Origin of the sequence: Bacillus sp. TH50 (assembly GCF_016650565.1) — a bacterium.
Lineage (GTDB): Bacteria > Bacillota > Bacilli > Bacillales > Bacillaceae_G > Bacillus_A > Bacillus_A mycoides.
In genome coordinates this window covers 2,169,322-2,188,080 of sequence record NZ_JAEKFM010000003.1, presented here as the reverse complement: position 1 = coordinate 2,188,080, position 18,759 = coordinate 2,169,322, and the positions used below count along the sequence as shown (strand labels likewise).

23 protein-coding genes and 1 pseudogene are annotated in these 18,759 nt (G+C 36.0%); 13 read left to right on the top strand and 11 right to left on the bottom strand.

Annotated features, from left to right (window positions below; translation table 11 throughout):
- The first annotated feature begins 100 nt into the window (after positions 1 to 100).
- From murC to JFU23_RS11330, 4 genes are all read left to right on the top strand, one after another.
- Entirely contained in the window at positions 101 to 1,411 is a 1,311-nt protein-coding gene (murC, locus tag JFU23_RS11345; protein ID WP_002015598.1) for a UDP-N-acetylmuramate--L-alanine ligase, read from the top strand.
- Between the two features lie 183 nt (positions 1,412 to 1,594).
- Positions 1,595 to 2,143 (top strand): GNAT family N-acetyltransferase, encoded by a 549-nt coding sequence (locus JFU23_RS11340; protein ID WP_201031913.1) that lies wholly within the window; start codon positions 1,595 to 1,597, stop codon positions 2,141 to 2,143.
- Positions 2,140 to 2,631, top strand: a complete 492-nt coding sequence (locus JFU23_RS11335) for a GNAT family N-acetyltransferase (RefSeq protein WP_201031912.1) — start codon at positions 2,140 to 2,142, stop codon at positions 2,629 to 2,631. Before JFU23_RS11340 ends, JFU23_RS11335 begins: the two co-directional genes overlap by 4 nt.
- 75 nt (positions 2,632 to 2,706) lie before the next feature.
- Positions 2,707 to 3,111, top strand: a complete 405-nt coding sequence (locus tag JFU23_RS11330) for a PH domain-containing protein (protein WP_002089028.1) — start codon at positions 2,707 to 2,709, stop codon at positions 3,109 to 3,111.
- 380 nt (positions 3,112 to 3,491) lie between these two features.
- Here the strand turns inward: JFU23_RS11330 and JFU23_RS11325 are convergent, their stop codons facing one another.
- Positions 3,492 to 4,607, bottom strand: a complete 1,116-nt coding sequence (locus JFU23_RS11325) for an aminopeptidase (RefSeq protein ID WP_201031911.1) — start codon at positions 4,605 to 4,607, stop codon at positions 3,492 to 3,494.
- Between the two features lie 187 nt (positions 4,608 to 4,794).
- Here JFU23_RS11325 and JFU23_RS11320 point away from each other — a divergent pair, with 187 nt between their 5' ends.
- The 5 genes and pseudogenes from JFU23_RS11320 to ccpA all read left to right on the top strand — a co-directional run bounded on the left by JFU23_RS11320 (position 4,795) and on the right by ccpA (position 8,690).
- Positions 4,795 to 5,304, top strand: coding sequence for a DUF948 domain-containing protein (locus JFU23_RS11320; protein WP_012261840.1), 510 nt, complete (start codon positions 4,795 to 4,797; stop codon positions 5,302 to 5,304).
- Positions 5,305 to 5,306: 2 nt separating this feature from the next.
- Positions 5,307 to 5,633, top strand: coding sequence for a bacillithiol system redox-active protein YtxJ (gene ytxJ, locus JFU23_RS11315; protein WP_002067603.1), 327 nt, complete (start codon positions 5,307 to 5,309; stop codon positions 5,631 to 5,633).
- Between the two features lie 113 nt (positions 5,634 to 5,746).
- Positions 5,747 to 6,763: a CamS family sex pheromone protein gene (locus JFU23_RS11310; protein WP_002015611.1), complete on the top strand. Its 1,017-nt coding sequence runs from the start codon at positions 5,747 to 5,749 to the stop codon at positions 6,761 to 6,763.
- Between the two features lie 172 nt (positions 6,764 to 6,935).
- A pseudogene (locus JFU23_RS30240) lies at positions 6,936 to 7,415 on the top strand (bifunctional 3-deoxy-7-phosphoheptulonate synthase/chorismate mutase); the annotation flags it as partial.
- 276 nt (positions 7,416 to 7,691) lie between these two features.
- Entirely contained in the window at positions 7,692 to 8,690 is a 999-nt protein-coding gene (gene ccpA / locus JFU23_RS11295; RefSeq protein ID WP_002034370.1) for a catabolite control protein A, read from the top strand.
- Positions 8,691 to 8,724: 34 nt separating this feature from the next.
- On the opposite strand, the gene JFU23_RS11290 is transcribed toward ccpA, so the two are convergent.
- The 3 genes from JFU23_RS11290 to dhp61 form a co-directional block, all read right to left on the bottom strand.
- The gene (locus JFU23_RS11290; protein WP_002184820.1) at positions 8,725 to 9,087 is read right to left on the bottom strand and encodes a DUF4288 domain-containing protein; all 363 of its coding nucleotides are present in this window, start codon (positions 9,085 to 9,087) and stop codon (positions 8,725 to 8,727) included.
- 14 nt (positions 9,088 to 9,101) lie between these two features.
- The gene (locus JFU23_RS11285; RefSeq protein WP_201032275.1) at positions 9,102 to 9,329 is read right to left on the bottom strand and encodes a DUF3949 domain-containing protein; all 228 of its coding nucleotides are present in this window, start codon (positions 9,327 to 9,329) and stop codon (positions 9,102 to 9,104) included.
- Between the two features lie 81 nt (positions 9,330 to 9,410).
- Entirely contained in the window at positions 9,411 to 9,713 is a 303-nt protein-coding gene (gene dhp61, locus JFU23_RS11280; protein ID WP_002129439.1) for a protein Dhp61, read from the bottom strand.
- 152 nt (positions 9,714 to 9,865) lie between these two features.
- Here dhp61 and JFU23_RS11275 point away from each other — a divergent pair, with 152 nt between their 5' ends.
- Positions 9,866 to 10,138: a DUF3917 domain-containing protein gene (locus tag JFU23_RS11275; RefSeq protein ID WP_000636592.1), complete on the top strand. Its 273-nt coding sequence runs from the start codon at positions 9,866 to 9,868 to the stop codon at positions 10,136 to 10,138.
- Positions 10,139 to 10,187: 49 nt separating this feature from the next.
- Here JFU23_RS11275 and mscL read toward each other — a convergent pair whose 3' ends face one another.
- The 3 genes from mscL to JFU23_RS11260 form a co-directional block, all read right to left on the bottom strand.
- Complete coding sequence (gene mscL, locus JFU23_RS11270; RefSeq protein ID WP_002143414.1) at positions 10,188 to 10,580, bottom strand: large conductance mechanosensitive channel protein MscL; 393 nt, start codon at positions 10,578 to 10,580, stop codon at positions 10,188 to 10,190.
- Positions 10,581 to 10,708: 128 nt separating this feature from the next.
- The gene (locus JFU23_RS11265; protein ID WP_201031909.1) at positions 10,709 to 11,635 is read right to left on the bottom strand and encodes a Gfo/Idh/MocA family protein; all 927 of its coding nucleotides are present in this window, start codon (positions 11,633 to 11,635) and stop codon (positions 10,709 to 10,711) included.
- A gap of 136 nt (positions 11,636 to 11,771) precedes the next feature.
- Complete coding sequence (locus JFU23_RS11260) at positions 11,772 to 12,452, bottom strand: ankyrin repeat domain-containing protein (protein ID WP_201031908.1); 681 nt, start codon at positions 12,450 to 12,452, stop codon at positions 11,772 to 11,774.
- Between the two features lie 171 nt (positions 12,453 to 12,623).
- On the opposite strand from JFU23_RS11260, the gene JFU23_RS11255 reads away from it, so the two are divergent.
- The 3 genes from JFU23_RS11255 to JFU23_RS11245 all read left to right on the top strand — a co-directional run bounded on the left by JFU23_RS11255 (position 12,624) and on the right by JFU23_RS11245 (position 15,162).
- Complete coding sequence (locus JFU23_RS11255; RefSeq protein WP_201031907.1) at positions 12,624 to 14,078, top strand: sensor histidine kinase; 1,455 nt, start codon at positions 12,624 to 12,626, stop codon at positions 14,076 to 14,078.
- A 1-nt stretch (position 14,079) separates the two neighbouring features.
- Entirely contained in the window at positions 14,080 to 14,769 is a 690-nt protein-coding gene (locus tag JFU23_RS11250) for a response regulator transcription factor (RefSeq protein WP_002015585.1), read from the top strand.
- A 123-nt stretch (positions 14,770 to 14,892) separates the two neighbouring features.
- A complete protein-coding gene (locus JFU23_RS11245) occupies positions 14,893 to 15,162 on the top strand; it encodes a hypothetical protein (protein ID WP_002129432.1) in 270 nt (89 codons plus the stop codon).
- 66 nt (positions 15,163 to 15,228) lie between these two features.
- Here JFU23_RS11245 and JFU23_RS11240 read toward each other — a convergent pair whose 3' ends face one another.
- The 4 genes from JFU23_RS11240 to acuA form a co-directional block, all read right to left on the bottom strand.
- Complete coding sequence (locus JFU23_RS11240; protein WP_201031906.1) at positions 15,229 to 16,089, bottom strand: alpha/beta fold hydrolase; 861 nt, start codon at positions 16,087 to 16,089, stop codon at positions 15,229 to 15,231.
- Positions 16,090 to 16,223: 134 nt separating this feature from the next.
- Entirely contained in the window at positions 16,224 to 17,390 is a 1,167-nt protein-coding gene (gene acuC / locus JFU23_RS11235) for an acetoin utilization protein AcuC (RefSeq protein ID WP_002167566.1), read from the bottom strand.
- Entirely contained in the window at positions 17,387 to 18,031 is a 645-nt protein-coding gene (locus JFU23_RS11230; protein WP_000634566.1) for an acetoin utilization AcuB family protein, read from the bottom strand. Before JFU23_RS11230 ends, acuC begins: the two co-directional genes overlap by 4 nt.
- A gap of 17 nt (positions 18,032 to 18,048) precedes the next feature.
- Complete coding sequence (gene acuA / locus JFU23_RS11225; protein WP_002112293.1) at positions 18,049 to 18,681, bottom strand: acetoin utilization protein acetyltransferase AcuA; 633 nt, start codon at positions 18,679 to 18,681, stop codon at positions 18,049 to 18,051.
- Positions 18,682 to 18,759: the final 78 nt, after the last annotated feature.

Here is an 18,759-nt window from a genome sequence, read left to right as displayed (position 1 = left end):
GCATCAGAAATGTATGATGATTACCAAAATAAGAAAAGATTCATATACTGTCTTATAGATAGGCCGTTGTATTAGTTCGAAATGTTGGAGGTTCTTTAAGATGACAGTTTACCATTTTGTAGGAATTAAAGGAACAGGAATGAGTTCATTAGCACAAATTCTTCATGACATGAAGCATACTGTTCAAGGGTCTGATTATGAAAAGCGTTTCTTTACACAAACAGCATTGGAAAAGCGTGGTATTTCCATCCTTCCTTTTGATAAGAATAATATTAAAGAAGGACAAGTGATTATCGCAGGAAATGCATTTCCTGATACGCATGAAGAAATCGTAGCAGCAAAAGAATTAAATATCCCAGTACATCGTTACCATCACTTCTTAGGTGATCTTATGAATCAGTACACAAGTGTTGCTGTAACTGGTGCACATGGAAAAACATCAACAACTGGTTTGTTAGCCCATGTAATGCAAGGTGCACACCCAACATCATACCTTATTGGAGATGGAACGGGGCATGGGGTAGAAAATAGTAAGTATTTTGTATTTGAAGCTTGTGAGTATCGTCGTCATTTCTTGTCTTACTATCCAGACTATGCAATCATGACAAATATCGATTTCGATCACCCAGATTACTTTGCAGACATCAATGATGTATTTAATGCATTCCAAGAGATGGCATTGCAAGTGAAAAAAGGTATTATTGCATGTGGTGATGATGAAGAACTTCAAAAAGTTCAAGCGAAAGTACCTGTTATTTTCTATGGATTTGGAGAAGATAATGATTTCCAAGCACGTAACATTCAAAAGAGAACTGATGGTACTATATTCGATGTATTCGTTCGTAATACGTATTATGACACGTTCAAAATTACAGGATACGGCGATCACAGCGTATTAAATGCATTAGCAGTAATCGCGCTTTGCCATTATGAAAACGTTGATGTAGAAGCAGTTAAGCATCAGCTAACAACTTTTGAAGGCGTAAAACGTCGCTTTAATGAAAAGCCAATGGGAGAACAAGTTATCATTGATGACTATGCACACCATCCGACAGAAATTAATGCAACGATTGAAGCAGCACGTCAAAAACATCCAGAGCGTGAAGTTGTCGCTGTATTCCAACCACATACATTCTCACGTACAGAGAAATTTTTAGATGAGTTCGCGGAAAGCTTAAGTAAAGCTGACCAAGTATACTTATGTGATATTTTCGGATCAGCACGTGAAAACAAAGGTGAATTAACAATTGAAGATCTGCAAAAACGTATCGATGGCGCAGAACTAATTACAGATACAACAACGGATGTGTTAAAGAAACATAAAAACGGCGTTCTTATTTTCATGGGCGCAGGTGACATCCAAAAATTCGAAGCAGCTTACGTAAAAGAAGTTCAAGTTGCAGAGAAGTAATAGAAAAGACGCATAGCTTGGCTGTGCGTCTTTTTTGTGCTGTCGTGGGTGTACAGCGTTGTCGAAACGTTGATATATTGGGAGTTGTGTTCGATATATTTCAAAAATTGTTGATATATTATGGTGCATTTCTTTAGTTTTAAATGTTAGAATAATAAGAAAAATAAAAAGGGGCTAAAAAACATGTTCACACTTCGAGTAGATGACGAAATCGAACTACAACTATTAGAAAAACATCATAAAGAGGAATTATATGAATTATTAGATCAGAACCGTAACCATTTAAGAAGATGGCTTCCGTGGGTAGATGGGACGAAATCAGCTGATGCGTATAATGAGATTTTTCCGATGTGGTTAAAGAAATTTGCAGAGGGAGATGGGTTTGAGGCTGGTATACGCTATAAAGGAAAGCTGGTTGGGATGGTAGGTATTCATCCGGTGAGCTGGGGTAAGAAAGCTACGAGTCTTGGATATTATCTTGCAGAAGATGCTGGCGCGAAAGGTATTATGACGCGAAGTGTGAAGACTGTGCTTCATTATGCATTTGATAATTTAAAGCTGAATAAAATTGAAATTCGTTGCGGTGTTGAAAATGCGAAAAGCCGTGCGATTCCAGAACGTTTAGGTTTTAAATTAGATGGTATTTTAAGAGATGAAGAATGGATATATGATCATTTCCAAGATATCGCTGTGTATAGTTTACTAGCTTCAGAATGGAAGGATATTCGATGAACGAGAAGATTTGTATTATGCCATGTGAAAGTAAGTTTCAAGATGAAGTAGTAGATCTTATCGTTCATATTCAGCAAAAAGAGTACAAGGTCCCTATTACGAAAGAAGAGCAGCCTGACTTACTTGAAATAGAAACGTTCTATCAAAGGGACAACGGAAACTTTTGGGTAGCAACTTATGATGGGAAAGTAGTTGGAACGATAGCTTTATTAGATATTGGGAAGCATCAAGTAGCGCTAAGAAAAATGTTCGTGAAGAAAGAGTTCCGCGGAAAAGAATGGGGCGCATCACATACGCTACTTCAAACGGCAATTTCTTGGGCGAAAGAAAAGAACTTGGAAGACATTTATTTAGGAACAACAGTTAAATTTCTAGCAGCACACCGTTTCTACGAAAAGAATGGTTTTCAAAGCGTGAGTATAGAAGAGTTGCCAAAAAGTTTTCCAGTGTTACAGGTGGATAAGAAATTCTATAGATATATCGTTTAAGAAGGTCATTCAGAAATGGCCTTTTTTTATGACTAAAATGGAAATAATGGTATAATTTAGTTAGGGGGTGTAGGTATGAACTTTCCGATTCAAAGAAGTAAGTCAGCGGTAATTTTCGTTAGTCTCACATTAGCTTTTATGTTTGTGTATCCAATTGTCATGCTTTTCACAAATAAAGAGCAGTGGATGTCAGCGTTGATTGGAATGGGTTTATGCTTCATTGTAAATGTACCAATCGTTTGGGAAATATTTATTAAAAAACATAAAGTGGAAAATGGCGTATTAAAATATGGTATTTTAAATGACGATGTTGTATTAAAAGATATAAGAGTTGTTCGTCAAGTTGGGAAATCACTTGAAATTACGACGAATGCATATAAAGTACATATGATTGCGATGCCGCAAGATATGACAAGTTTTTTGTCACTTGTTGAGAAAGAGAATCCACATGTAAAAATAGAAATGGTAGGTAAGAGATGAAGTATGTAAAACTTTTACCCCGCATTAACGGGCAGTAAGACTCCCACCTCAAAATTCGGCAGGAGCAAAGAAGTTAGGTGGGAGTCGGGCTGCCCGTAAAAGCCCAATTGGTGAGGGCTAATAATCAGTGGGGGATGAACAAAACCCCCACTGATTAAAGTTTCACTTTATTTTGTTTGGAAATTTTGTTTGTGCTTGTTGGTTGCACTAGAGTATATATTAAATGGGATCTGCCCTTATATGTTCCAATATTAATAGGTACTATTGCAGTGACGCTTTTATTTTTTTTTCATTTCCAGCAAACAAAAAGCGAGGAAAGTAGTTCGATATAGAGTGGAAATAATAACAAAACGCTCGGATACAATTCCGAGCGTTTTTCATTATTTTAAGTTCTCTGGGTTTAAAGCTTCTAGTTCAGATACAACGAAGCGTCCGTCTTTACGGATTAATACGTCGTCGAAGTAAATTTCACCGCCGCCGTATTCAGGGCGCTGAATACATACTAAATCCCAGTGAATGTTAGAGTTGTTGCCGTTCCATGCATCATCATAAGCTTGTCCAGGTGTGAAGTGGAAGCTGCCATCGATTTTTTCATCGAATAGGATGTCTCCCATTGGATGTAAGATGTATGGGTTTACGCCGATTGCGAACTCACCAACGAAACGCGCGCCTTCGTCTGTATCGAAGATTTTGTTAATGCGCTCTGTATCATTTGCAGTTGCTTCAACGATTTGACCGTTCTCAAATTTAAGTTGTACATTTTCAAATGTATAACCGTTGTAAGGAGATGGTGTATTGTATGAAACTGTACCGTTAACAGAATCGCGAACTGGTGCAGAATATACTTCGCCATCTGGAATGTTTAAATGACCCGAGCATTTAATAGCTGGAATGTCTTTAATAGAGAATGTTAAATCAGTTCCAGGGCCAGTTAAGCGAATCTTATCTGTTTTATTCATTAATGTAACAAGGCTATCCATCGCCTTATCCATTTTACCGTAGTCTAAGTTACAAACTTCGAAGTAGAAGTCTTCGAAAGCTTCTGTGCTCATTTTAGCAAGCTGCGCCATAGAAGCATTTGGGTAGCGAAGAACAACCCAGCGTGTTTTCGGAACACGGATGTCTCTATGAACTTTTTTGCCAACTGTTTGGCCGTGAACTTTCATACGTTCACTTGGAACGTCAGCTTGTTCGTTAATGTTATCACCAGAGCGAAGGCCGATATAAGCGTCCATATCTTTCATTACGCTCGCTTCATATGCAGCGATTTGTTCGAAATGTTCTTCAGTAGCACCCATTAATAAAGAGCGATCTACTTGATGATCTTTTAAAGAAACGAATGGGAAACCACCAGCTGCATATGCTTCTTTTACAAGTGCAGTTACAAGTTCTTTTTGTAAGCCAAAGTTTTCAATTAATACTTTTTCGCCTTTTTGTAAACGAATAGAGTAGTTAATTAAATTGTATGCTAACTTTTCAATGCGTGGATCTTTCATATGTAAAGCCTCCCTACTAATTATGTATCCTCTCCTATTGTAACCTACTTAGTGGAATTTGTTGAATCATTTATGTTAAAGTTAACGAATAAGTATGAAAATTCTAATGAAAAGATAGGGATTAGAATGAAACGGAAAATGATTGTATAATGGAAGAAAGTATGAAAAAGATAAAGGAAGTGATGAAATGCAAGTTCTTCTATATGTAAGTGCGGCTATTATCGCGGTTGCTTTCGCAGTATTAGTAGTGTATGTATGCAGAACGTTGTTATCGGTTCAGAAGACGTTAGAAAACGTTGCGAGCACGTTAGAAGGTTTAGAAAAGCAAATGCAAGGAATAAGCGTAGAGACGGAGCAATTATTACATAAGACAAATGCGTTAGCTGATGATATTCAACAGAAGTCACAGTCGCTAAATAAAGTAGTAGAAGGTGTGGATGGAATCGGAACGACGATTCACTCTTTAAATACGAAGCTTCGCAACGTTTCAGAGTCTGTTACGGACGAAATTGAAAATAATGCAGATAAAGTAGCACAAGTTGTACAGTGGAGCAGCGCAGCAATTGAAGTATATAATCATTACCGTACTACGAGACAAGAGAAAAAGATTGAAAAAGAAGAGCGTAAACTTGAGAAAGCTGAGCAGAAGGCTGAAAAGAGAGAGAAGCGCTCTAGACTTCGCATGAGAGGTGAGTAATGATGAGTATGATGAAGATTGAAACGATTGAAGAACTTGAAGCGTTAGTAGAAAAGAACGAGCCTTACGTTCTTTTTAAGCATAGTACGACATGCCCAATTAGTCACGGTGCATATACTGAGTTTCAAGCGTATTGCGGTGAAGAAAGAGAAGTGCCAGCATATTACTTATACGTACAAGAGGCGAGAGATGTTTCGAACCATGTTGCAGAGCAGTACAGCATTAAGCATGAATCTCCGCAAGTGTTATACATAAAAGATGGAATGGTAGTATGGCATACATCGCACTGGAATATTAAAAAAGAAGCTTTAGAAGAGAATGTAAAATAGGGAGAGGCAAGCGAAGGGCTTGCTTCTTTTTTATTTTGTTGCAATATATTTAATGGTACACTAGAGATACTTTAAAACTAAGTAAATTGACTTTTGAAAGTGGGTTTTAAGCAATGAAGAAAATGGCATTATGCATCGCAAGCTTAAGTTTATTACTGGGGGCTTGCAGCAATAATACTATTGAGAAGAAGGATGAAGTTGTACAGAAAGATACGAAAGAAAAAAGTATGATTCCAAGAACTGCTGTTTCTAAGGATTACTATAGAACTGTTATTCCTTTAAAAGAACAAAAGGTAATTAATACAGTTAATGTTAAAACTAATTCTAAACTAGATTTAGCAGAATATGAAAATGGTTTAATGGATATTGCTTCAAAACAATTCGATACAGAAAATTACGTATTACAATTAAATCAATATATTCCAGAGAAAACAATTGATGAATTAGTTACGAAACAAGAAGTACCAGTTTTGACTAATATTATAGAACAGGACTACTTCGGCAAACAAAATTCAAATGAACTAAGCTTATCTGGCGTTGTTATTGGTTTATCTATGTCTTCAAGTGTATCTAATGAGGAAGCTATTTCTAAAGGTACTGAAGTCGCTAAGGGGCTTATAGAAGCTATTAATAAAAATGATAAATATAACAAATCTCCAATTACATTTGCTATATTCAAGCAAGAAAGTACAAGTTCTTTAAAGAATGGTACTTATATTTCAAGCGCTACTGTTCAAAAGAACGAGACTAATCTTGGAAATTGGGATACTATTGATGAAAAGTCGTATTCGTATCCTTCTCAAGAATTTGGGGGGGCACATGGAGAAGATAATGATAAGCTAAAGAAATTTTCTGAAGCAATGAAGGCATTTTCTCCAGGAGATTATATCCCTGTTAATGCTAAGATTTCTTATAAGCAAAATAAGATGGATAAATTAAAGATGGATATTGTCGTTAAATATAACGGTAAGTCAGAATTAATGGCACTCTCTCAAACGGCTGCTCAAAGTATGTTAGAACAATTTCCTAAAGATGCTAAAGTTCAATTACAAATAAAGTCCGAGAATAAAATCGAGGCTGTTATTATAAAAGAGAAGAACAGCGATAAACCGTTTGTTTCTTTCCTATAATAAAAAAAGACAGTTTTTAAGCTGAGGCTACTGAAAAAGTGAATACTTCGAGAAAAACATTTCGAATTTCCTAAAGATGTTGAAAGAAGAAAGGAGGTCATTACCTGTACATAGTAGGGAATGACCTCTTTTTTCTTATGAAATAGACTCTTTCAGTGCCTTCTTTAAAGTGTCAGATTATGTTGATGTTATTCAAATTGGCGCTCGCAATATGCAAAACTTTGAACTGTTAAAGGCAGCTGGTGCTGTAAATAAACCAATATTATTAAAGCGTGGTTTATCAGCAACAATTGAAGAATTTATTAATGTAGCAGAATATAGTATGGCAGAGGGGAATGGTAATATCATTTTATGTGAGCGTGGTATTCGCACATATGAACCAGCAACGCGTAATACGCTTGATATTTCTGCTGTGCCAATTTAAAAGAAAGAAACACATTTACCTGTTGTTGTCGATGTAACACACCCTACAGGGCGACGTGACCTTCTCTTACCGTTTGCAAAAGCGGCTATGGCAATTGGTGCTTTTGCTATTATGGCTGAAGTACATCCAGACCCAGCAGTTGCATTATCAAATGCAGCGCAGCAAATGGACATTCCAGAATTCAATGAGTTTATGAAAGAATTAAAAGCATTCGGAAGTAAATTATAAAAAGATTTCTTAGTCTATGTAGCCCTTGTTACATAGCTTTTTTACAAAAATTGACCTTTTTTGCATAAAAAATACGAAAATACGAGAAAAGAAGCGAATTTTTTCGAAACTTTTGCGGGAAAATATTGTATGACCCTGTGTTTTTAGCGTATCATTAGTAAAAGGAAGAACTCGGGACGATTGTTGGCATCTGCAAATAGAGTTGATGTCTTTTTTTCATTCAAGTGAACCGATACATAAAAATAGATAACATAAATAGAAGGAGTGTGCGAAGAGATGAACGTAACAATCTATGATGTAGCGCGTGAAGCAAATGTTTCAATGGCTACCGTATCACGCGTTGTGAATGGTAACCCAAATGTAAAGCCTACAACAAGAAAGAAAGTATTAGAAGCAATTGATCGTTTAGGATACCGCCCGAATGCGGTAGCACGTGGACTAGCAAGTAAGAAGACAACTACAGTGGGTGTTATTATTCCTGATATCTCAAATACGTTTTATGCAGAACTTGCTCGTGGAATTGAAGATATCGCAACAATGTACAAATATAACATCATTTTAAGTAACTCTGACCAGAACAAAGAGAAAGAGTTCCACTTATTAAATACGATGCTTGGGAAACAAGTGGACGGGATTGTTTTCATGGGTGAAGATATTACAGATATTCACGTTGAAGAGTTCAAAAAATCTCCAGTACCAATTGTATTAGCAGCGTCATTTGATGAACAAAATGAAACGTCATCAGTAAATATCGATTATACACAAGCAGCTTACGATGCAATGAAGCATTTTATTGAGCAAGGACATAAACGTATCGGTTTCGTCTCTGGTCCTTTCATTAATAAAGCAGGAAGCGCGAAGAAGTTACAAGGTTATAAAAAAGCTTTAGAAGAAGCAGGTATTTCATATGATGAAAATCTTATAATTGATGGAGATTACACATATGATTCAGGTATAGAAGCGTTTGAAAGACTTTGGGGCATGGATGAAAAACCAACAGCAATCTTCGTATCTTCTGATGAAATGGCACTAGGTGTAATCCACGCAGCACAAGACGCGGGATTAAACGTACCAACGGATATCGAAGTGCTTGGTTTTGACAACACACGTCTTGCATTAATGGTTCGCCCGCAACTTTCGACAGTTGTACAACCAATGTATGATATCGGTGCAGTAGCAATGCGTCTACTAACGAAATATATGAACAAAGAAAAAGTAGAAGATCACTCAGTTATCTTACCTCACCGTATCCAATTTAGAGATTCAACGAAGTAAGAATAAGAGAGCTCACAGCGATAGCTGTGAGCTTTTATTCATATTCAGGATAATGGTGTTTAACTACTGTATCTACACTTTCAGTTTTCTTAACATGTAAAAAGCGTGCATATAATTCTTTTCCTGTCTCAAATGGTGTGTCATCTAATTCGAAAACATGCAACACTTTTCTAAACGTCCATGTTACTTGCTCACCGTACATATTATCGTACGTATCTTCAGACTGTAGAGCTATCTTTTCACCTAGCTCATGAGCTTCCTCTAAACTGTTCGCCTTAACGAGAATGATACTTTCTTCAAAAAGTGTATCGTGATTCTCTTCATAATGTTCATCAATTTTACTAGGATTAGGTTTACCTGAATGGACAGATTCAAATAATAATTTTACAGCATACATATGGGAGAATCTCCTTATGCTGAATGTTTTACTTTATAAACAATACTCGCGATAAGTGAAGCGGGTATTGTAAATACGTTACTTTGATAATGATAATGTACTTGGGATTCTTCATAAGACATTTTGTCGTAAAGTTCATTTTGAGACACGTTCATTTTTTTCTGTTTTTCCTTGAGCATCTTAATATAGTTGTACTGTATTGGGACGAGAATGATGAAATAGGCTAATACGATTAGTGAAATTCAAATCATTATGAACACTCCCTTACAAAGAATATTTCTATATAACAATTATATCAATAAAAAGAAAAAAACCATTTATTATTAGGGCGCATTTTCTTCTAAAAATGCGAACAGTTCCTCTTGGTTTCTTAAATTGCGATCAATACATGTTTGAGCAATACATTTTAATCCTTGTAATAATGTGTCTATGTACAAAGTATCGTACTGAATTATATTTCCCTCTACCATTGTTTCATCTATTTCCAAGTTAATTGATATTTTTAGTACAGCTGTATTGCTTTGCAAATTTACAACGTCGATGCAAAAAAACTGTTTTTCTAAGTCAATCGTAACATAATCGAATCTTTCGGATAGCTCCAAATTGCATGTGGTAGTGTATTCCAAATGAAAGCCTCCTTATTGTGTAAGTGTATGTTGTAATGCTTTCGCTACAGTGGGGGAGATTCCTTGTTATATGTCACACAAGTGCAAATTTAACTATTATAGGGCAATGTCATGTATAATAGAAAGAAAAGGCTTGTGAGGGGGGAGAAGAGATGATCGTTCTTTGGATAATTACGCTTTGCATGACTGCTATTTTTGCATATATGACGTTAAAACAAAATGGCTTAAAGCGATTTGTTCCAGGAAGTATTCTTGCAGGAATCGCCCTTATCACGTATGTAATTTCTATTTTTATTGAAAGTGTATCAGTGGACATGAGCACAAGTTTAATGTTCATGGGTATTACACTATTTGCAGGTAGTATTATGGTACTTATGGTTGCTGGTATTATTTTATTTATTCATATGAATTCGGAAACTTTATAGCATATAGAAAAGGCATGTCCCGAGGGGGCATGCCTTTTTATCCGTTCAATTATGCTCTATCTTTAGAAGAGTTTTGTTGTTTTAGTAAGTCGCGAATTTCGCTAAGAAGAACTTCTTCTTTTGTTGCTTTTTCTTCTTTCTTTTCAGCTTCTCTTTTTAAAGTCATTTTGTTAAAGACTTTAACGAAAATGAAGATTGCAAATGCAACAATTAGGAAGTCAAATATCGTTTGGATAAAGTTACCATATTTAATAGAGGCCTCGCCTACTGTGAATTTTAATCCTGTGAAGTTAATTCCTCCCATTAATAAACCTATTAATGGTGTAATGATATCTTTTACTAAAGAACTAACGATTTTACCGAATGCAGCACCGATTACAACCCCGACAGCTAGATCAATGACGTTTCCCTTTAAAGCGAACTTTTTAAATTCATTCCACATGTGTTAATCCCATCCTTTCCACGATTCAATATGAAATATATAATTCCTATCAACATATTCTATAGAAATTTGCGAGAGAAATAAAGAGGAAATGGGAATGAAAGTAAATTCTGAAAAATGTATCCGTTTTAATTTTTAGTTGCATTCTCCAGTAGAGATTGCAACAGTTGCTGCGTTTTTAATCCTTCTAATCCATCTACAACAGGTTTTGTATCTCCGTGAACACATTCGATAAAATGATGAACAGCATCTTCAAAACCGCGCTGTTTTAACGTCGTATCCCATGATGGTGAACCACTTTGTGAAACGGAGTTTTCTTGCTCAATTTCAAATGTGTTCATATTTTTTACGCGAATGATTTTACCTGCCGTTACAAGTTCAATTTGTTCTAAATTTGTACCTGCATGGCGGTGCATCGCCGTAGAAAGTAAAAGTCCATTTGCAGTTGTATATGTATGATGTCCGTAAAGAAGTTCGTTCTTTTCATTGATTTGCATCATATTATGAACGATGTTAAGGTCATCGTTAGCTAACCAGCGAGCAGTGTCTACAATATGTAAGTAATCATCTAACATAGTAAAGTCATACGTATATGGCCCCACCTTATTTGTGCGGTGCTTTTCAATTCGAATCCATGAAGTATCATTAGCTTGCTCTTTGGCAGCAACGTACATAGGAACGAATCGGCGATTAAATCCTACCATTAACTTTCGATTGTACTTTTCACTCATGTCAACTAGCTTCTCTGCTTGTTCAATAGTAGCAGCTAGCGGCTTATCAACATAAACATCGATTCCTTTTTTCAGAAGTTCAGAAACGATTTCATAATGTGTAGCAGTTGAACTATGAACGAAAGCCGCATCACATTCTGAAGCGAGTGCCTGAAGGTTAGCGAAATCTTGAATACGATATTGCTCGCAAATTTGTTTTCTTTTATTAACATTAGGTGTAAACGCTCCCACAAAAGTCCAATCAGTTTCCTTTGTCAGTGTTGGAAGGTAAGCCTTTTGTGCAATACTACCTAATCCAATCATTCCAATACGAGGTTTGCTCATGTTTTTTTCCCACCCTATTATAAATATATAAGTTGTCTAGCTGTATAGCTATGTGACGAAATAACTGTAGCATAGACTGGGGAGAATGGCAAAAAATAGATTTGAAAATGATACGTTTTTTATAGGAAATGAGCTTTTATTTATTTGTCGCTAATAAAATCTTCTCTATCTCTTCAAAGTTATGAGTACGGGCGTGTTGCAATGGGGTAATACCATCATTGTCGGGAATATTTATATCAGCACCATGTTCAATAAGAAGTTGAATGACTTTTTGCTGTGTTTCATTTCCGTTGCTTAGTACGATGGCCTCCATTAAAGCTGTCCATCCGAGGTTATTTACATGGTTTACATCGATATTTGTTCGAGTGAGGAGTTCTTTTATTACATCAATATAGCCATGTTCTGACGCGGGAATAAGAGCTGTTCCGCCGTAACGATTCGTAAGCGTTGGATCCGCACCAGCATCAATCGTTAGTTTTAAAATGTCCAAGTAACCTTCTGCACCGGCGTATAGAAATGGATTGTTTTTCATATCATCTTGGATATTTACGTCAGCACCAGCGTCGATAAGAGCTTTGGCGGTTTTTACATCATTTTTGTATGTAGCAATCATAAGAGAAGTACGTCCTTTATTGTCCGTTATATTTATGTCAGCCCCTTTTTTGAGTAATGATATAACAGTATTCGTTTCTTGTTTCTCAGTAGCTGTTAGTAGTGCTGTCTCCATGTTTGTCATCTCCTTTTTAACTTCTTGTTCTTGTGAGTATCCTTGTAAAAAAATTACGCAACATATCATGCTTAATGTTTTTTTGAACATGGAATTTCAACCTCCTTTTGTAAGCAATTCGGTATCCTAATTTAAACTGTAAAATAGGAACATTAAATTTTTATAAACTGGTGCTAAAATTACTATAAAATCGCTTGAGTATTTGAACATATATTTTTATGCTTATGAGTAATAAGGATAGATAAAGTGAGGATTTTAATTATGTCTATTAAAACAAGATTTTTATTTTCTTATATCGCTGTTATTCTCGTTTCCATCACGCTCATATTAGTCGCGGGATTTTTAATTGTTTTTTCCATAACAGGAGACTTGGAATCAGTGAAAAATTTCTATAAAAGTTCCTATATTCAAAAGCCGCTTACGCCAGAAGAAGAGAATACGTATATTGAATTGAAATTAGCGGCAAAGAAAAATCAATCACAACTATTAGATGAATCGTTCGTTTCATCACTTGAAAAAGAAGGTGTGAAAATAGTTGTAAGAAAGGGAGAAACGATTTCTTATGCTACAAAAATATTTGAAGGTGTATCTTTAAAAGAAGCCATTCCGAAATTTGAATCAGCAAATATTAATAGTCGTGGTACAACGGAACTAGGCGATACATTTTATCGATATGTAAAATTTGATTTTTATTTTCCAGAAAATGAAGAAGGGAGTATATTTGTACTAAAAAGGCAGAGTTCATTTGTCGATCTTACACAAAAATTATTTCCAATTTTGTTCGGAGCGCTTTTACTGTTAGCTATTTTACTCATAGGGTTATTAAGTTATTTCGTCTCAAGAAGTGTGATAAAACCAATTTTTGTATTGAAAGATGCGACTGGGAGAATTAAAGAAGGGGATTTAGATTTTCAAATTCCAGTTACATCCTATGATGAGATTGGGCGATTAAATCAAGGGTTTGAGGAAATGAGGAAGAGATTAAAAGAGTCGATAGAGATGCAAGCACAGTATGAAGAAAATCGAAAAGAACTCATTTCAAACATATCTCATGATTTAAAAACACCGATTACATCTATTATTGGATATGTAGAAGGCATAAAAGATGGAGTCGCAAATACGCCAGAAAAAATGGATAAGTATTTAACGACCATTCATACGAAGGCAAAACATATGGATACACTCATTGATGAGCTCTTTTTGTTTTCAAAGCTTGATTTGAATCGAGTTCCCTTTCAGTTTGAAACGATAGAGTTAAACGTGTTTATGCAGGAATTATTAGAAGAGATGCAGATGGATTTAAGTGAGGAAGGTATAGAAGTTTACTTACAATTACAATCATCACCACTATATGTAACGGCTGATTGCGAAAAGATAAATAGAGTGATATCAAATTTGATTCATAATAGTGTGAAATACATGGATAAAGAAGAGAAGAAAATTACTGTAACAGTATTGAGTGATAACAATAAAGTTATTGTGAAAGTGATGGACAATGGGTCAGGTATAGAAGCTGATACGCTGCCGTATATATTTGAGCGGTTTTATCGTGCAGAGCAATCGCGAAATTCTAGCACAGGTGGAAGTGGACTTGGCTTAGCGATAGCGAAGCAAATTGTTGAAGAACATGGCGGGGAAATTTGGGCGGAAAGTAAGCTTTGGGAAGGTACAAGTATTTTCTTCTCATTGAAAAAAGTACAGGAATGTGGTGAGTAGAATGAAGAGAATTTTACTAGTAGAAGATGAAATAAGTATTGCAGAATTACAGCGAGATTATTTAGAAATTAGTGATTTTCAAGTCGATGTAGAGTATTCAGGTGAAATAGGTCTACAAATGGCTCTTCAGGAAGACTATGATTTAATTATTTTAGATATTATGCTTCCGAAAATGAATGGTTTTGAAATTTGTAAACAAATACGTGCTATAAAAGACATTCCGATTTTACTTGTTTCAGCAAAGAAGGAGGATATAGATAAAATTCGCGGACTCGGTTTAGGCGCGGATGATTATATAACGAAGCCGTTTAGTCCAAGTGAATTAGTCGCAAGAGTAAAAGCACATATTTCTCGTTATGAAAGATTATCAGGAAATGTGAGTAAGCAACGCGATACGTTATATATTCATGGAATTTCTATTGATCAGCGAGCGAGAAAAGTTTTTATAAACAATGAAGAAATTGCGTTTACAACGAAAGAATTTGATTTATTAACATTCTTTGTAACGCATCCAAACCAAGTATTAAATAAAGAACAGTTATTTGAACGTATTTGGGGACTAGAATCAGCTGGCGATTTAGCCACTGTCGTTGTTCACATTAGAAAGCTACGTGAAAAAATTGAAAGAGATCCTGCTCACCCGCAATATATTGAAACAGTGTGGGGAGCTGGTTATCGCTTTAACGTGTAATGTACCTGCCAAGTAATTGGTAGGTTTTTTATGTTATTCGAACAAAAAGGGAATAATAGGTAATTTATGTTAAAATATAAAGAGAGATAAAACATAGGAGAGCATGAGAGGGCGTGCTACATTTTGGGAGATACATTAAAAGATAATAAATCAAACAAGGCTTTAAAGATTGGAACCAATATCATACTTATCTTACTAATTATCGGTGCAATACAAATGTTTTATGATGAAGATTCTACGAATGATCATTTCGGTGGGTTATTTATGATGGTCTTTTTTGGAATTAAAATAATTTCTAATTTTATGATGAGTATAAAAGCAGGAGATAAAAAGTCGATATTCATTGATGTAGGCTTAATGATTTTTTTGTTCTTCTTGTTGTTTCTAGTGTGAAATATTTCTTTTGAAAAAAGTTCATATTCTTATAGAGGCTGTGAGCTTTCCTTAGTAATAACGGTACTAGTGTAACGATTTATAAAATGTTTGAGTAGTAGAAGTAAACTGAGCAGCTTCTTCTAAAAAAGGATAATGGTTACTCTCCTCAAATATCACAAAGATAGAATTACGTATACCCTCATGCATCTCGATAGAATATTGGATCGGGCACTGTACATCATGTCTTCCGCATATAATAAGGGTCTTTGTTTGGATGGAAGGTAAATTCTCTCTTAAATCAAATGACGGATATTCATTGGCGAAAGTGTTCATCCGGCTAGCGGACATTGTTTTTTGGATTGGTTTACAAAAATAAAATTTGTAGTTTTCTGGTTTATACAATGATAATTTTGTTCTCTTAGTAGATAATTCTTTTCGTTCTGCATTTGTAAGATGAGGGCTTTTCAAGTTTTCGATGAGTTGTTGCATATAATGAAACTGAGGATGTGCTGGGTGATAAATGCAAAATAGTGTTTCGGTATAGTTACTTGCTGCGGCTCCGGCCATGACTAATGATTGTAAGGAATTTGGATATGTAATCGCATATAAAAGTCCAAGCATACCGCCTGTTGAGTGGCCAGCGAAATGCCATGTTGGGAGTTGTAAAGTTTCTCGTATTGCTTCTAAGTCGTGAACGGTTTCAATCATACTTAATTCTTTTTCTGAATTGGCTTTTGCTGAGTTACCAGCGTTTCGTAAATTAATGAGCAATACACGATGCGTAGCAGTGAAAACATCCGCAAAGTAATCGCCAGTTTCATTAAATTGTGAATAGTGATGTGTAATGCAAAGCGGTTCGCCATTTCCTTTTGTAAAGATTTCAAATGTGCCACGTTTCGTGTTGATTATTTGTTGTGTCCACATAATATCACGACCTTTTCTCATAAAAGTTGGACCGGCTAATTCTTAAATAAAATATAGCAGCGAATCTCAAAATATATCGACTTACCGACAGAAAACGACAATAATAGCTAGCTATAAATAAAAGGAGGCTGTTCAAAAGCGAGCCTCCTCTCTGTTTAATATAAAGATTTTGTCATATTATTCCGAATAATTTCAAGAGATTTCGCTACAGTTAATGCATTTTTTTCTTCGATTTCTGGTTTTCTAGGGATAGGTTGATACATGTTGTCTGGATCTTCCCATGTAAGGGGAAGGTCGGTTTCTGCTTGTCCTTTCCAAGCGTCAATCCATTCTGGAGGGAGATAACCTGAGATGTTTTGGATGTTGTTCATTTCGAGCCAAATGAGTGCCCAAGCTCTTGGTACGACGCGCCAGTGATCATAGCCACCACCGCCGACAGCAATCCAGCGACCGTCGCAATATTCATTAGCGATTTCACGAGCGAGCTTCGGTATTTCACGGTAAATGTTCATCGTTGCGCAAAGGTGTGTAAGTGGATCGTAATAATGTGCATCAGCACCATTTTGCGTTAAAATAATATCCGGTTTAAAGTATGCTGCCACTTCTTTTACAACTGTTCGATATGAATCTAAAAACGATTCGTCTTCTGTAAAAGCGTCGAGTGGAACGTTAAAAGAATAATTATATCCATTTCCTTGTCCACGTTCATTTACTGCGCCAGTTCCAGGAAATAAATAACGCCCAGTTTCGTGTAATGAAATGGTGCATACGTTAGGATCGTCGTAAAAAGACCATTGTACCCCGTCGCCGTGATGAGCATCTGTATCAATATACAAAACGCGTAAACCGTATTTCTTCTGAATATATTTCATTGCGATAGAGCTATCGTTATAAATACAAAAGCCAGATGCTTTACCACGAAAGCCATGATGTAAGCCGCCACCTAAATTGAGGGCGTGCTTTACTTTCCCGGAAAGAACAGCATCGACAGCTGTTAATGTTCCGCCAACGAGTAATGCACTTGCTTCATGCATATTTGGAAACATTGGTGTATCTTCTGTTCCAAGTCCATATGTCATCGCAATTGATTTTTCTAACTTTCCTTCTCCAGCAAGTTTTACCGCATTTATGTACTCCTCTGTATGAATGAATGCAATTTCCTCATCTGTAGCCATTCTTGGCGAGATGACTTGAGAAGGGGAGATAAAACCACTCTTTTGTAATAAGTCATACGTAAGTGTGACGCGTAGTTGGTTAAAAGGATGATCAGGGCTAAAAGAATAGCCCCGAAAGTCATCCGAATAAATGAAGGCGCTGCTCATGCTTGCATCCCCATTATGTTTGGCCATAATACGCGGTAGCCCTCTGCTTCGAGTGCATCGATCACTTTTAGAGGATTCATCGTTTGAATGCGGAAAACGAGCACTTTATCATTCTCATCTTTTGCTGGATAGACGAGAACGCTCACAATATTTATTTGTAAATCACTAAAAATAGCAACGACTTTTCCAAGAATACCAGGCTCATTTTTCACTTGAATTTCAATTTGTGAACTCGGTTGATGAGCTCCTGTTAATTTTACTAACGTGTGTAGCACTGTAGATTCAGAAATGATACCTACGAGTTTTCCAGCTTTCGTAACAGGAAGACAGCCTATTTTATTTTCAAAAAATAAAGTCGCAATTTCCTCAACGAAATCGAGAGGGTGACAAGTCATAACAGGGTGTTTCATTATGAGTTCAAGCGGTTGCTTCAGCATATCGAGTGAAACTTGTTCATCTAAAATAGACGGACTTGCATCTCTTACATCCCGATCAGAAATAATGCCTACTACGTGATTATTTTGATCGACAATTGGAATGTGCCGAATACCTTTCGTACGTATCGTTCGGATTGCTGTTTCAATTGTATCGTTTGGATGCAGTGTCACTACATCTTGATTCATAATTTCTTCTACAATCATTCCAGTTGCCCCCTTTATTAATACATAAAACGATTGTGAAAACGTAGACGATCGAATGCTTGAATGGAATCCGTATCAACACGTTTACCGATGCGGACCATTAAACAGTTGGCAGGATGTGAACAAATTTCAGGATCATCTGTAGCCATCCATTGTAAACCACCAGCATTCATCATTTTTTCCATTACTTTTCGGTATTCCCAAACATTTAAGCCTGTTTGTTTTAAATCCCAGTGCCAATAATATTCAGTCGTTAATATAATGTAATCTTCCATATGATCGTCCATCATTGAAACTTCTAATAAATTTTTTCCGACAGAGCAACCACGAAAGGCTGGGACAACTTCAATCGCCCCGAGTTCAATTAAGTTTTCAATCTTTCCTTCTGACCATCGCTCGAGCGGATCAGGATATAAGTATGTAACATACCCAACGATCGTTTGGTCATGTCTAGCAATAATGAGACGAGCTTCTGGTAATTTAGAAATTTCGACAATTGCTTTATATTGCTGCTCGGCAGGACGAAACGCAATTAAGTCTGGATGAAATTCATACATTTCAAGATTATGTGTAGAGACAGGACCTTCAATAATTAAAGTGCCTTTCGCTGTTTTTAAGTTTCTGGCATTATATATTTTTTTATGAATCAATTTATTGCTCACCACCTTGAGGGTTTGTGAATCTATTAATATCGTACTTTATAATATATGCGATGTGAATCGAATTTT

Excerpts from the sequence above, each read along its gene's own strand:
- JFU23_RS11290 (WP_002184820.1), bottom strand. The coding sequence starts at position 9,087 with ATGTATGCTGTAAAATTATTATTTGAATCTGTCCATTCAGGTAAACCT.
- JFU23_RS11275 (WP_000636592.1), top strand. The coding sequence starts at position 9,866 with ATGATCGTTCTTTGGATAATTACGCTTTGCATGACTGCTATTTTTGCA.
- JFU23_RS11260 (WP_201031908.1), bottom strand. The coding sequence starts at position 12,452 with ATGTTCAAAAAAACATTAAGCATGATATGTTGCGTAATTTTTTTACAA.
- JFU23_RS11320 (WP_012261840.1), top strand. The coding sequence starts at position 4,795 with ATGCAAGTTCTTCTATATGTAAGTGCGGCTATTATCGCGGTTGCTTTC.
- ccpA (WP_002034370.1), top strand. The coding sequence starts at position 7,692 with ATGAACGTAACAATCTATGATGTAGCGCGTGAAGCAAATGTTTCAATG.
- acuC (WP_002167566.1), bottom strand. The coding sequence starts at position 17,390 with ATGAGCAGCGCCTTCATTTATTCGGATGACTTTCGGGGCTATTCTTTT.
- JFU23_RS11255 (WP_201031907.1), top strand. The coding sequence starts at position 12,624 with ATGTCTATTAAAACAAGATTTTTATTTTCTTATATCGCTGTTATTCTC.
- JFU23_RS11330 (WP_002089028.1), top strand. The coding sequence starts at position 2,707 with ATGAACTTTCCGATTCAAAGAAGTAAGTCAGCGGTAATTTTCGTTAGT.
- JFU23_RS11240 (WP_201031906.1), bottom strand. The coding sequence starts at position 16,089 with ATGAGAAAAGGTCGTGATATTATGTGGACACAACAAATAATCAACACG.
- JFU23_RS11265 (WP_201031909.1), bottom strand. The coding sequence starts at position 11,635 with ATGAGCAAACCTCGTATTGGAATGATTGGATTAGGTAGTATTGCACAA.
- JFU23_RS11250 (WP_002015585.1), top strand. The coding sequence starts at position 14,080 with ATGAAGAGAATTTTACTAGTAGAAGATGAAATAAGTATTGCAGAATTA.
- JFU23_RS11230 (WP_000634566.1), bottom strand. The coding sequence starts at position 18,031 with ATGATTGTAGAAGAAATTATGAATCAAGATGTAGTGACACTGCATCCA.
- JFU23_RS11335 (WP_201031912.1), top strand. The coding sequence starts at position 2,140 with ATGAACGAGAAGATTTGTATTATGCCATGTGAAAGTAAGTTTCAAGAT.
- mscL (WP_002143414.1), bottom strand. The coding sequence starts at position 10,580 with ATGTGGAATGAATTTAAAAAGTTCGCTTTAAAGGGAAACGTCATTGAT.
- JFU23_RS11310 (WP_002015611.1), top strand. The coding sequence starts at position 5,747 with ATGAAGAAAATGGCATTATGCATCGCAAGCTTAAGTTTATTACTGGGG.
- JFU23_RS11340 (WP_201031913.1), top strand. The coding sequence starts at position 1,595 with ATGTTCACACTTCGAGTAGATGACGAAATCGAACTACAACTATTAGAA.
- ytxJ (WP_002067603.1), top strand. The coding sequence starts at position 5,307 with ATGAGTATGATGAAGATTGAAACGATTGAAGAACTTGAAGCGTTAGTA.
- murC (WP_002015598.1), top strand. The coding sequence starts at position 101 with ATGACAGTTTACCATTTTGTAGGAATTAAAGGAACAGGAATGAGTTCA.
- JFU23_RS11325 (WP_201031911.1), bottom strand. The coding sequence starts at position 4,607 with ATGAAAGATCCACGCATTGAAAAGTTAGCATACAATTTAATTAACTAC.